Genomic DNA, 11,699 nt, shown 5'->3' with positions numbered 1-11,699 from the left:
GTGTGATTAAGTCTATATTAGAAAGACGCTTTTTATGGCAACAGGTACCGTCAAATGGTTCAACGATTCTAAGGGCTTCGGCTTTATCACTCCGGATGACGGCGGTGAAGATTTGTTTGCACACTTTTCCGCAATCCAGATGAACGGCTTCAAGACCCTCAAAGAAGGTCAGAAAGTACAGTTCGAAGTCACGCAAGGCCCTAAAGGCAAGCAAGCTTCCAACATTCAAGCTCCTTAATTCTTAAGGCACTTGCGAAAAACCCCGCTTCGGCGGGGTTTTTTTATGGCTGAACTGAAACCATTGAGGGCTAAATACAAAAATTCAGCCTCTCCTGTCACGACTATGAACCAGTTCGATAAAGGATGATCACTGGCATGTCATTCACAATTTGCAATCATCATCTTTCAAAAACCCAAAGCTAACGCCCAAGCCCAACCTTCCATCAAGCGAGAAAAGTCATCATGTATTTTCCTCACAGCAATCGATTTACCAACTAGTTTTGATATCGCATTCAGCAAAATCTCTTTACTATCGCAGTTCAGCACCCACAGTCGGCAACCACCACACCGCACGTTTTAACCATGCCCCTGATTCTGTTTAACAAGCCCTTCCAAACGATGTGCCAGTTTTCGCCGCATCCCACGCGCAAATCTCTGGCCGACCACATAGACATACCGAATATCTACCCAGCGGGACGACTGGATGCCGATAGTGAGGGCTTATTGCTGCTCACCGATGACGGCAAGCTGCAGCATGCGATCAGCCATCCTGATCGCAAGCACACCAAAACCTATCTGGTTCAGGTAGAAGGCGTGCCGGACGCTCAAACACTGGCACGATTACACGCACCGCTTGATCTGGGCGATTTCATCACGCAAGAATGCGAAGTCAAACGTGTAGCAGAACCAGATTGGTTGTGGCCACGCAACCCACCGATACGCGAACGTGCCAATGCCCCCACCAGCTGGCTGGCAATTACTCTAGCGGAAGGGAAAAATCGACAGGTGCGCCGTATGACAGGGGCGGTTGGCCACCCCACTTTGCGACTGGTACGCATCGCCATCGGTGCGATTTCGCTACAAACCCATCCTTTGTGGCCGGGTGAATGGCGTGAAATTTCGGTCGCAGAGCTAGGACTGACGAACTAGAAGACTTATTGCGAGTCAATTACAGCACCAGATGAGAAGAAACGCGCGCTATTGTTTTCAATTACACTCACCTTGCCCTCACCCCCACTTACCCAAACAAGCACATGAATAAATTCTTTAGCACTTGCGCCATGGCCATCACACTGACGTCTACCTTGGCAGTCAGCTCTGCGTACGCGCAAGATAAGAAATTCCCTGTCATCCCATTAACTGCAGGGATGAATGTCATCAAGGCAGAGGTTGTTGCCAATGAAGCCGAGCGTCAGCAAGGCCTGATGTTCCGCAAAAGCATGGGGCCAAACGAAGGCATGGTTTTTCTGTTTGGCGCACCGGCCGGCGTGTGTATGTGGATGAAGAACACTTTGATTCCACTCTCGGTCGCCTTTATTGATGCCGACGGCAAGATCGTGAATATCGAAGATATGAAGCCACAAAGCCTGGAGTCACATTGCTCAAAAAGGCCTGTGCCTTATGCGCTGGAAATGAATGAAGGCTGGTTCAAGCAAAAGAATCTCAAGCCAGGCAGCACTATCGATGGATTGCCGAAGACCCAGTAAACATGATTTCAATACGGCATTTCTCTAATGCCGTACGCAAACAAAAACCCCACACGGCCAAAATCGTGTGGGGTTTTTAATGTCTTGCTTAACGCTGCGCAACTGCCGCAGCGACAAAAACTATTAAGCCAGCGCTTTCAAAGCTGCTGCGAGGCGGCTTTTATGACGTGCTGCTTTGTTTTTGTGGATGATTTTCTTGTCAGCGATACGATCGATCGTCGACACGGAAGCCAGGAAAACTTGCGCTGCAGCAGCTTTGTCGCCCGCTTCAATTGCCTTACGAACAGCTTTAACAGCTGTACGCAGCGTGGAACGCTGGCTGGAATTGTGAGCGTTTTGCTTAACTGCTTGACGAGCGCGTTTGCGTGCTTGTGCGGTATTTGCCATGAATATTATTTCCTAAAACAGGGTCGACGCGCATTCGCAAACACGCATATTAGTGAGACAGAATTCTGTGAAGCTGCAGATTATAGCCGTATTTTCTCAATCAGGCAAATAGATGCTGCTGTACTTGCAAGATTATTGCAACAAACCGGATTTCGCCATTAAATGCATGTTTAATAACACCACTCTCCGGCGCATGATATACGGCAACATATTAAATAAATATGCGGCTGGATTGAATTATCCCATGGAAGTAAGCACTAACCGCTATCTCTAGCAACGGACCTCGTATGCACCCATCGTTTTGTATTGAACAGCTATAATTCCGCCCCATGAACTTGCACAAAACGCTTGCGGCGGTCTCCGGTATGACGATGGTTTCTCGTGTAACAGGACTGGTCCGCGAGATCCTGTTTGCCCGTGCATTTGGCGCATCTGCCTATACCGATGCGTTCAATATCGCATTTCGCATCCCCAATCTGCTACGTCGATTATTCGCCGAAGGGGCATTTTCGCAGGCATTCGTCCCGATTTTGGCCGAATACAAGAGCCAAAAAGGCGAGGAAGCGACCAAAAGCCTGGTTGACCATGTGGCAACGGTCCTAATGTGGACGATGTTGCTAACCTGCCTGATCGGCGTGATTGCCACACCGTTTATTGTTTACTTGATCGCAACTGGTCTCAAAGCCAAGTCAGAAATATTCGATGCGTCGGTATGGATGACACGTGTGATGTTTCCTTACATCGGCTTCATGGCCTTCGTCGCGCTCAGCGGCGGCATCCTGAATACCTGGCGCGAATTCAAAATTCCCGCTTTTACGCCCGTTTTATTAAATCTCTCATTTATCCTCGCAACGCTATTCCTGGCGCCGCATCTGGATCAGCCAATTTATGCGATGGCGATTGCGGTTGTAATTGGTGGCGTCTTACAGATGGCGATCCAGATACCGGCTTTACTAAAAATCGGCATGCTGCCGCGCTTTTCCAAAAATCCTTTTGCTAGTCTGGGCGATGCCGGCGTACGCAAAGTCTTGAGCAAAATGGGACCGGCAGTATTTGCCGTGTCTGCTGCGCAAATCAGCTTGATGATCAATACCAATATCGCCTCCCGCTTGGAAAGCGGCAGCGTATCGTGGCTGTCCTATGCTGATCGACTGATGGAATTCCCGACCGCCTTGCTGGGCGTGGCACTGGGTACCATCCTGCTGCCTAGCCTGTCTAAAGCCAATTTTGAAGGCAATACGGAAGAATATTCCTCGCTGCTCGATTGGGGCTTACGCCTGACTTTCCTGCTCGCACTGCCTTGCGCCGTCGGCCTTGCCACTATCTCCGAACCTTTAACGGCAACGCTGTTTCACTACGGTAAATTCAATGCGCTGTCGGTAGATATGACATCGCGCGCCTTGGTTGCTTATGGCGTCGGGCTGATCGGCCTGATCCTCGTGAAGATTCTGGCACCAGGCTTTTACGCTCAACAGAACATCAAAACCCCAGTCAAAATCGCGATTGGCGTCTTGATCGCCACACAGTTGATGAATTTGATCTTCGTGCCATGGATTGCACATGCAGGCTTGGCGCTTTCCATCGGCTTGGGTGCTTGTCTGAATGCAGCCTTCTTATACTGGGGCTTGAAGCGTCGCGGCATCTACACAGCCCTTCCCGGCTGGCGCATGTTCTTGATCCGCTTGACTGGCGCACTCTTTTTAATGGGCGGCATCGCCTTATGGGTTGCTGGACACTTCGATTGGGTTGAATTACGAGCGACGCCATTTCACCGGATCGGTGCATTATTAATTGTCATGGCGGCGTGCGGTGCCAGCTATTTTGGCGCATTATTGGCCATGGGATTCCGCTTCCGGGATTTCAAACGTATCGCCCGCTGATTGCAAGAGCTGGAACGAAGGTCTGCACATTCACTGCATCATCGTTATGATGGAGGCTTATGACGATCCAATCTCTCGAATACTTTTCTACGCTGGTGCAGCAGGACGACAGCATCCCATTGTTTGAAGCTGCATTGGCAATCGCACAGGATGCCGAACCGAATCTTGATCTGGCCGCATCGCAAGCGGAAGTCGATACGCTCGCAGCCAGATTAAAACAACGCCTTCCCGATGACGCATCTACCATGCAGAAACTGCGGATGTTAAATCATTATTTCTATAATGAGCTCGGCTTCAGCGGCAACGTCAACGATTACTACAATCCAGAAAACAGCTATCTGCACCACGTGATCAGTACGCGGCGCGGCATCCCGATTTCGCTCGCCGTGCTGTACATGGAGCTGGCACAACAGATCGATCTGGATGTGCAAGGGATTTCATTTCCCGGACATTTCCTGATGAAGTTGTCAGTGCAATCTGGTCAGGTCGTGCTGGACCCATTCAACGGTGCCAGCCTGTCACGTGAGGAGTTGGAAGAACGCGTCGAGCCTTACATCATGGAACAAGACTTCCCTGATGACTTTCAACTCACGGCTTATCTCGATGCCGCCAGCCCGCGCGACATCCTGGTACGCATGCTACGCAATCTGAAAACACTCTTCATGCAACAGGAACGCTGGCAGCGTTTGCTGGAAGTACAGGAAAGACTATTGATTTTATTACCGCATGAAATCGCCGAACGACGTGATCGTGGCATTGCGTATATGAATCTGGAATGTCCGCAAGCTGCCTTGCAGGATTTAGAGGCTTACATCAAACATAGGCCGTATGCGATGGATACTACGGAGTTACGTGCACATCTGCCGAAGTTGCGCGATGCAATCGGGCGCTTGAACTAGTTTGCGTTGATCGTTGTTATTCCCGCGTGCGAATAACAACGATCTCCGTTTATGAAGCGACGTAGTTTAGCCGCGTGCTTCTATCGCTTCCCACTTCTCCAACGCTTCCAGCAACAAACCATCGATTTCTGCGAAACGCTGATTCAGTCGTTTTGCTTCATCTGCCTGCTTGGTATAAATGGCGGGATCGGCCAGTTTCTCCGTAATCGCTTTTTGCTCTTCTTCGAGTTGCGCAATCAGGGCCGGCAACGCATCGATCTCGCGCTGCTCTTTATAGCTCAGCTTTTTCTGCTTCGCAGCCGGTGCAGCTTGCGACGATACGGCTTCAGTTTTAGCTTCAACTTTGCCAGTACCTTTAGGCGAACCAGCTGGAATCGCAGCAGGACGCACACGCTCCCAATCGGTATAGCCGCCGATATATTCGCGCCACAAGCCATTACCCTCTGCAACGATCACTTGCGTAACGACGTTGTCGAGGAAGGTGCGATCATGGCTGACCAGGAACACGGTGCCTTCGTAATCTTCCAGCAATTCTTCCAGCAGTTCCAGCGTATCGATATCCAAATCATTGGTCGGTTCATCGAGCACCAAGACGTTAGCTGGTTTGGCAAACAAACGCGCCAGCAACAAACGATTACGTTCACCACCCGACAATGATTTGACAGGCGAACGTGCACGTTCCGGAGCGAACAGGAAGTCGTTCAAATAAGTCATCACGTGCTTGCGCTGACCGTTGATCTCGACCCAATCGCTACCCGGCGCGATAGTATCGGCCAGACTGGCGTTTTCATCGAGCTGCGCGCGCATCTGATCGAAGTACGCGATCTGCAATTTGGTACCTTGCTTGACGGTGCCCGAATCTGGCTCTTCCTGCCCCAGAATCATTTTCAGCAAGGTAGTTTTACCCGCGCCGTTCAAACCGATCAAACCAACTTTATCGCCACGCAGAATCGTTGCGGTGAAATCCTTGACGATCACTTTGTCGCCATAGACCTTGTTGATGTTTTCCAGCTCGGCCACGATCTTGCCGGAACGATCACCAGACGATACATCCAGCTTGACCTGACCTTGTTGCTCGCGACGCGCGCTACGCGACAAACGCAATGCTTCCAGACGGCGCACACGGCCTTCATCACGTGTACGGCGTGCTTGTACACCTTTACGGATCCAGACTTCTTCCTGCGCGAGGAATTTATCAAACTTCGCGTTTTCGACTTCTTCGATTTCCAGTTGCTCAGCCTTGCGGATTTGATACGCGCTGAAGTTACCCGGGAACGACAGCAAGCGACCGCGATCCAGTTCAATGATGCGCGTAGCAACGTTATCCAAAAAACTACGATCATGGGTAATGAACAGCACGCTGCCTTTGTAATCACGCAGCAAACCTTCGAGCCAAAGAATCGAGGTAAAGTCTAAATGGTTGGTCGGCTCATCGAGCAGCAACACATCAGGTGCACTCACCAACGCGCGCGCCAGCGCAACGCGCTTCTGCATACCACCGGACAAAGTGCCCATCAGCGAATCCTTGACCAGATTCAAGCGATCCAGCGTCGCCTCAACCTTGTGATTCAGATTCCACGCATCGGCTGCATCTAGCTTGACTTGAATGTCGTGCATGCGTTCCATCAAGGCTTCGTCGTCATCGCCACCGAACTGACCAGTCAGCGCATCGTATTCCGTCAGCAAGGCCTGCATATCGCCCATGCCGGACGCCACAGCGTCGTATACAGACATTTCCTGCGAAAAATGCGGCTCCTGCTCTACGTACGCGATCTTGATGCCTTGTTGCATGACAAACAAACCATCATCCAGCTTCGAGGTGCCAGCAATAATTTTCAGCAAAGACGATTTACCAGTGCCGTTACGGCCGATCAGACCGACGCGCTCAGCGGCTTCCAGAGAGAATTCCGCTTTATCAAGCAACGGGACGTGGCCGAACGCGAGCTGCGCGTTCGAGAGGGAGATGACTGCCATAAATACCTGAAGGTGGTAGGTTCGCGCGCGATTGCGGGCGACCAATTAAAAGAATGAAGTCCGCATTGTACCGATAGCAGCGCCTTTCCCGCTATTCTTTGCCATATCGTCAGCTATAATCCCGGGCGGAAGTGGCAAAGTGTTGCCTGCTTTCAAGCGTCTCGCCGTAGTTCAATGGATAGAACGAGTGCCTCCTAAGCGCTAGATATGAGTTCGATTCTCGTCGGCGGGACCAACAATTTCAGATTTTTCAAGGGAAATCAAATAATTAGCGAATTCACATTCATATCGTGTGAAATCTAACTAGGCGATTTCATGTTTTTTAAACATGACGGTTACCTCACCATTCGGTATGCGATAACCGCAAGCTTCAAAAAATCGCTTTGCCTCACCCAGCGCCTTCACATAAATGGGAACACCTGCAAATTCAGCTTCGACGGCAAACAGGAGTGCTCGTCCAATACCTTGACCTCTTGTAGCTGGATGAACCACAAGCTCTCCAAGCATCGTGCTGAACACGCCATCACTGAATGCTGAGACATATCCAAGAAGTAGGCCATCAGCATCACGTGCTTGTGCAACGAATGGATACGCACGAATTGAACGCATGAGCATCGTCTCTTGATAATCGTCGCCCCATCCCACCGAAGTCAACAATGCCGCCAACTCACGCCATTCCAATGCATGCCCTGTAGTGATTTCGTATCGCATGAATCTGACCGTTATGCTGCGGCGTTAATTGCACGTTGAACATTGGGTACAGCAATATCGCTATACCAATCAATCATGTTTTTAATTTGAGTCTCAGCTACTCGAGCATCCGCAGCGCCAATCAATTCTGCACACGCAGCTGCCATCCCCATCAAAATTCTGGCTTGTTCCGGTATGTAAGGGATATCGAGCTGCTTATCGTGACGTTCACGAATGATTTGATAACGAAGTAATTCTGGATAAGTACACGCGCTGACCATGATTTCTTGAAGACTGATCTCGAAATCATTTATTGGCACAGTCAACTCACGATAAGTTTCAGCATAACCGCTCTTTTCAAACTCTTCGCAGCTATCAATTGCTACTGCCATCATTTCGCGTACTAAATTCCAGTCAGTTTTCATTAAAATTTCCAATCCAATTTTTAGTGGCTGTATGCTGGCATCGACATGAAACGTTAGCAATACCAAACTCATGGGAATAGCTAACTTCCTAACCTAAAAATTTAAACGGAATAAAAAATGAACCAATGGGTTTTTCTTACTAGCGCAATCGTGGCTGAAGTCATTGCGACGTCAGCACTCAAGGCGAGTGATGGTTTTACCAAATTAGTACCATCACTGATTACCGTTTCCGGTTATCTGATTGCGTTTTACCTTTTATCCCTCACCTTGCGTACTTTGCCAGTAGGTATTGCGTATGCCATCTGGTCAGGTTTGGGAACAGTTTTGATTGCTGTGGTCGCGTGGATTGTCTACGGACAAAAACTGGATTGGGCTGCAGTCATTGGAATGGGATTGATTGTTGCTGGCGTCATCGTGCTTAATGTGTTTTCCAAAAGCGGATCGCATTAAGCATCGGCACACATCAACTATTTGTTCTATCCAGATCGACCAATAACTCCAGCGTGGAAACTTTCGCCCACGTCATCTGCTTGAAATTCTTGTGATACTGATCGATGGCATCTAACGATTTCGCTGCGATTTCTTCTGCTTTTTTCAAAGATGGCGAGCGCATGTAATAGATGAGGTAGTCGGCATCGTTCTCAATAGATTCGAGGAAGACCGTTTCAATCTGTACATCTTCATTGCTTAAGGTCTGCAAAGCCTCTTCTTTATGCTCAGCGATATGTGCTGCCCACTCTCGAACCAAGGGCAAGCTGCCAGGTCTCAACCTGATACGAGCGCAGACAACTTCATTCATGCAAGCCTTTACGAAAAAGTATTTTTTATAAAATTTTTTGATGTTAATACATTGACGTTTTCAAGCGAGCAGGTAACTCTGCATCGTACTTCTCGCCATCGATCTCCTCACCACTCAATTCTCTCAATATAGTTCCCAAACTGGGCAATGCGCTGCGTGCGATCTGCTGATTAGCTTCCCATAGCTTTGATCTCAAAATAGCGCGAGAGCATTGAAAGAAGACGGCTTCTACATCGATCTTCAAAACAGTGTTCGGCAACTTGCCATCCATAGCAAAACGATTCAACAGATCTGGATCGACCAGAATACTGGCCAGTCCGTTTACCCGCACCGTTTCACCTATACCGGGAATCAGGAAGATGATGGCGACACGTGGATCGTTGATGATATTGCGCATGCTGTCGATGCGATTATTGCCTCTGCGATCTGGCAGCAGCAAAGTCTTTTCGTCCTGTACGTGCACGAAACCGGCTGGATCACCTCTGGGTGATGCATCCAATCCTTCTGGTCCGCTGGTTGCCAGCACTGCGAATGGTGCAGCTTCGATAAAAGCTTGGTAGTGGGGATGGATGTAGTCTATCTCTTTGCGCAGCGAAGCTGCGGCAGGTGTGCCGTAAATGCGCTCCAGCGTTTCGATATCAGTGACTTGATGAGCGTTATTTTTTCCGTCCAAGAATTTACTCCTGAGGATGCGAGGCGATTGAGTAAGTGTTGTTGATGACTGCATGCTTTTTACAAGCGAACAGCTCTAGATGATATCTAAAATTTGGGGATGTTGTGATGGACGATGATCAAGACTCGTGATCAGTAGAGAACACAGCATGGAAACGCGAAGCACGATAGGTCTTACCAATATCTGCTTCGTGCTTCCATACTGCTTGCCGTTGGCTATAAAACATTTATTTTGATGCGAGTCTGCGCTGCGCTGCCAATTGACTCACCACTTGCACCAAACGATCAATTTCATCGTAGGTATTGTAGAAAGCCAGTGATGGGCGCACCGTTGTTTCCACACCGAAGCGACGCAAGATCGGTTGTGCGCAGTGATGGCCGGTACGAACAGCGATACCTTCGTCGTTCAAGGCATAACCAACTTCTTCCGTCGTGTAACCCTTGAGCACAAAGGACATGACGCTAGCCTTGTTGTCCGCAGTACCTATCAAACGCACACCAGGAATCGCGCCCAGCGTCTGCATCCCGTAGATCAGTAACTCATGCTCATAACGTGCGATGTTTTCGATGCCGACCTTGTTGATGTAATCAATCGCAGCGCCCAAACCTACTGCATCGGCGATATTGCCAGTGCCGGCTTCGAACTTGTTGGGAATCGGCTGGAACACGGTTTTCTCGAAAGTCACATCGGCAATCATATTGCCACCGCCCTGCCATGGCGGCATGTCTTCGAGTATTTCACGCTTGCCCCAGACTACCCCGATACCGGTCGGACCGAACACCTTGTGGCCGGAGAAGACGAAGAAATCTGCACCGATATCCTGTACGTCAACTCGCATGTGTGAAATCGATTGCGCGCCATCGACCAAAGCCTTGGCTCCTGCGCGATGCGCCAGCTCAACAATTTCTTTCACCGGCACGACGGTGCCTAGCGCGTTCGATACTTGCGTGACGGCCACAATCTTGGTGCGATCATTGAGCAGTTTCTTGTATTCATCGAGCAATACCTGCCCCGAATCATCAACTGGAATCACGCGTAGCTTGGCGCCCTTCGCAGCGGCAAGTTGTTGCCAAGGCACGATGTTGGCATGATGCTCGAGGTTGCTGACAATGATCTCGTCGCCCTCACCGACGTGTTGCCCGCCCCAACTTTTAGCAACGAGATTGATTGCTTCCGTCGTGCCACGTACGAAGATGACTTCATTCACATCAGGTGCATTGATGAAGTTCTTCACACGTTGCCGCGCACCTTCATAAGCATCAGTAGCGCGTGCGGCCAGTTCATGCGCAGCGCGGTGGATGTTCGAGTTCTCATGCTCGTAGAAGTACGCGATGCGATCTATCACCGATTGCGGCTTGTGCGTGGTGGCGGCGTTATCGAACCAGACCAGTTGCTTGCCATTGACGCGCTCTTGCAGTATTGGGAAATCACGTCGCACCGCATGCACGTCAAATGCCGGATGACGGCTTTGATCTGATTGTGGAATCGTAGCGCCATGTGGATGCGGCTTCGTCGGTGTGACGTAACCACTAGGCAGCACGACCGAATCGACAAAGTAATACTTAGGCTCTGTCGATGGCTGTGCGCTACCCTGCCTTGCTGTTTGCGTAGCAGATGCATTCGTTGGTGCGAGCAAGTTCTGAACATCACTACTAGCTGGATTGCCAAAAGGTTGATCCGCAAGCTGATCGAGAATATTACCTATCGCTGGAGCATTACCTGCATCACGCCCATTCAACGATGGTTGCCCATGCTGCAAAAAGTAATACGGCGAAGCCGCACTAGCACCAGATGCAGCGGGCAATGAAGTAGCAGGATGTGCCGCAGCTTGTTGTCCACCCGTCGCTTGCGCTTGCGGCACACCGAGCACTGCACCACCCAAACGTGGCTCATAAGCCGGCAATGCGCTAATCACAGTATCAGGCACGCCATTGGGTGCAGTTGCATGCGGTAATAAGGCAGGCGCACGATTTGCCAATGAAGGCAGTTGTGTTGGCGAAGCTGGCAGCAGATTCGTGCCTGGCACTTGCCCTTGCGGGATCGGGGTACCAGGCATCGATGGACCAAAACCAGCCGGACTGGCTAAAGGCGAACCCGGTGGCGCAATATTGACCGGCGCTTGCACGCCAGGCAAAGAGCTGCTAGCCGCATTCGGCAATGCCGAAAAAAACGCAGTCGCCATGCGCGCGAGCACTGCCGGATCGATAGGTGCCTCGCCCGATTGTGGAATATCCACGAGCTTGGATGTCAAGTTACTCATGATCGC

13 protein-coding genes and 1 tRNA gene are annotated in these 11,699 nt (G+C 50.2%); 7 read left to right on the top strand and 7 right to left on the bottom strand.

The window, feature by feature from the left end; genetic code table 11:
* Positions 1-34 precede the first annotated feature (34 nt).
* The 3 genes from cspE to BQ6873_RS16845 all read left to right on the top strand — a co-directional run bounded on the left by cspE (position 35) and on the right by BQ6873_RS16845 (position 1,706).
* Positions 35-238: a transcription antiterminator/RNA stability regulator CspE gene (gene cspE, locus BQ6873_RS16855; RefSeq protein WP_009665919.1), complete on the top strand. Its 204-nt coding sequence runs from the start codon at positions 35-37 to the stop codon at positions 236-238.
* Between the two features lie 344 nt (positions 239-582).
* Positions 583-1,149 carry a pseudouridine synthase gene (locus BQ6873_RS16850; RefSeq protein WP_076593693.1) on the top strand — a complete coding sequence of 189 codons (567 nt, stop codon included), beginning with the start codon at positions 583-585 and terminating at the stop codon, positions 1,147-1,149.
* A gap of 131 nt (positions 1,150-1,280) precedes the next feature.
* A complete protein-coding gene (locus BQ6873_RS16845) occupies positions 1,281-1,706 on the top strand; it encodes a DUF192 domain-containing protein (protein ID WP_331712982.1) in 426 nt (141 codons plus the stop codon).
* A 123-nt stretch (positions 1,707-1,829) separates the two neighbouring features.
* On the opposite strand, the gene rpsT is transcribed toward BQ6873_RS16845, so the two are convergent.
* Entirely contained in the window at positions 1,830-2,093 is a 264-nt protein-coding gene (gene rpsT / locus BQ6873_RS16840) for a 30S ribosomal protein S20 (RefSeq protein ID WP_012080371.1), read from the bottom strand.
* A 329-nt stretch (positions 2,094-2,422) separates the two neighbouring features.
* Between rpsT and murJ the strand changes: the two genes are divergently transcribed.
* Both murJ and BQ6873_RS16830 read left to right on the top strand, forming a co-directional pair.
* Positions 2,423-3,973 (top strand): murein biosynthesis integral membrane protein MurJ, encoded by a 1,551-nt coding sequence (gene murJ / locus BQ6873_RS16835; protein ID WP_076593691.1) that lies wholly within the window; start codon positions 2,423-2,425, stop codon positions 3,971-3,973.
* 59 nt (positions 3,974-4,032) lie between these two features.
* On the top strand, positions 4,033-4,872 hold the full coding sequence (locus BQ6873_RS16830) for a SirB1 family protein (protein WP_076593690.1): 840 nt from the start codon (positions 4,033-4,035) through the stop codon (positions 4,870-4,872).
* 66 nt (positions 4,873-4,938) lie between these two features.
* Here BQ6873_RS16830 and BQ6873_RS16825 read toward each other — a convergent pair whose 3' ends face one another.
* Positions 4,939-6,846, bottom strand: a complete 1,908-nt coding sequence (locus BQ6873_RS16825) for an ATP-binding cassette domain-containing protein (protein WP_076593689.1) — start codon at positions 6,844-6,846, stop codon at positions 4,939-4,941.
* 160 nt (positions 6,847-7,006) lie between these two features.
* Here BQ6873_RS16825 and BQ6873_RS16820 point away from each other — a divergent pair.
* A tRNA-Arg gene (locus tag BQ6873_RS16820) sits at positions 7,007-7,081 on the top strand.
* A 68-nt stretch (positions 7,082-7,149) separates the two neighbouring features.
* Here the strand turns inward: BQ6873_RS16820 and BQ6873_RS16815 are convergent.
* Together BQ6873_RS16815 and BQ6873_RS16810 are read right to left on the bottom strand one after the other, a co-directional pair.
* Positions 7,150-7,557 carry a GNAT family N-acetyltransferase gene (locus BQ6873_RS16815; RefSeq protein ID WP_076593688.1) on the bottom strand — a complete coding sequence of 136 codons (408 nt, stop codon included), beginning with the start codon at positions 7,555-7,557 and terminating at the stop codon, positions 7,150-7,152.
* Between the two features lie 11 nt (positions 7,558-7,568).
* On the bottom strand, positions 7,569-8,033 hold the full coding sequence (locus tag BQ6873_RS16810; RefSeq protein WP_231949383.1) for a hypothetical protein: 465 nt from the start codon (positions 8,031-8,033) through the stop codon (positions 7,569-7,571).
* 45 nt (positions 8,034-8,078) lie between these two features.
* On the opposite strand from BQ6873_RS16810, the gene BQ6873_RS16805 reads away from it, so the two are divergent.
* On the top strand, positions 8,079-8,411 hold the full coding sequence (locus BQ6873_RS16805; protein WP_076593686.1) for a DMT family transporter: 333 nt from the start codon (positions 8,079-8,081) through the stop codon (positions 8,409-8,411).
* A 13-nt stretch (positions 8,412-8,424) separates the two neighbouring features.
* Here the strand turns inward: BQ6873_RS16805 and BQ6873_RS16800 are convergent, their stop codons facing one another.
* From BQ6873_RS16800 to BQ6873_RS16790, 3 genes are all read right to left on the bottom strand, one after another.
* Complete coding sequence (locus BQ6873_RS16800; RefSeq protein ID WP_076593685.1) at positions 8,425-8,760, bottom strand: DUF6176 family protein; 336 nt, start codon at positions 8,758-8,760, stop codon at positions 8,425-8,427.
* 43 nt (positions 8,761-8,803) lie between these two features.
* Positions 8,804-9,433 (bottom strand): pyridoxamine 5'-phosphate oxidase family protein, encoded by a 630-nt coding sequence (locus tag BQ6873_RS16795; protein ID WP_076593684.1) that lies wholly within the window; start codon positions 9,431-9,433, stop codon positions 8,804-8,806.
* A 226-nt stretch (positions 9,434-9,659) separates the two neighbouring features.
* Positions 9,660-11,693, bottom strand: a complete 2,034-nt coding sequence (locus BQ6873_RS16790) for a family 2A encapsulin nanocompartment cargo protein cysteine desulfurase (protein WP_173830608.1) — start codon at positions 11,691-11,693, stop codon at positions 9,660-9,662.
* Positions 11,694-11,699 lie beyond the last annotated feature (6 nt).

It is taken from the genome of Herminiimonas arsenitoxidans (genome assembly GCF_900130075.1).
Lineage (GTDB): Bacteria > Pseudomonadota > Gammaproteobacteria > Burkholderiales > Burkholderiaceae_D > Oxalicibacterium > Oxalicibacterium arsenitoxidans.
This window is presented reverse-complemented; position numbering and strand designations above follow the sequence as displayed.

Coding starts and splice junctions, on each gene's coding strand:
- BQ6873_RS16830 (WP_076593690.1), top strand. CDS start 4,033: ATGACGATCCAATCTCTCGAATACTTTTCTACGCTGGTGCAGCAGGAC.
- BQ6873_RS16810 (WP_231949383.1), bottom strand. CDS start 8,033: ATGAGTTTGGTATTGCTAACGTTTCATGTCGATGCCAGCATACAGCCA.
- murJ (WP_076593691.1), top strand. CDS start 2,423: ATGAACTTGCACAAAACGCTTGCGGCGGTCTCCGGTATGACGATGGTT.
- cspE (WP_009665919.1), top strand. CDS start 35: ATGGCAACAGGTACCGTCAAATGGTTCAACGATTCTAAGGGCTTCGGC.
- BQ6873_RS16790 (WP_173830608.1), bottom strand. CDS start 11,693: ATGAGTAACTTGACATCCAAGCTCGTGGATATTCCACAATCGGGCGAG.
- BQ6873_RS16805 (WP_076593686.1), top strand. CDS start 8,079: ATGAACCAATGGGTTTTTCTTACTAGCGCAATCGTGGCTGAAGTCATT.
- rpsT (WP_012080371.1), bottom strand. CDS start 2,093: ATGGCAAATACCGCACAAGCACGCAAACGCGCTCGTCAAGCAGTTAAG.
- BQ6873_RS16850 (WP_076593693.1), top strand. CDS start 583: ATGCCCCTGATTCTGTTTAACAAGCCCTTCCAAACGATGTGCCAGTTT.
- BQ6873_RS16800 (WP_076593685.1), bottom strand. CDS start 8,760: ATGAATGAAGTTGTCTGCGCTCGTATCAGGTTGAGACCTGGCAGCTTG.
- BQ6873_RS16845 (WP_331712982.1), top strand. CDS start 1,281: ATGGCCATCACACTGACGTCTACCTTGGCAGTCAGCTCTGCGTACGCG.
- BQ6873_RS16815 (WP_076593688.1), bottom strand. CDS start 7,557: ATGCGATACGAAATCACTACAGGGCATGCATTGGAATGGCGTGAGTTG.
- BQ6873_RS16825 (WP_076593689.1), bottom strand. CDS start 6,846: ATGGCAGTCATCTCCCTCTCGAACGCGCAGCTCGCGTTCGGCCACGTC.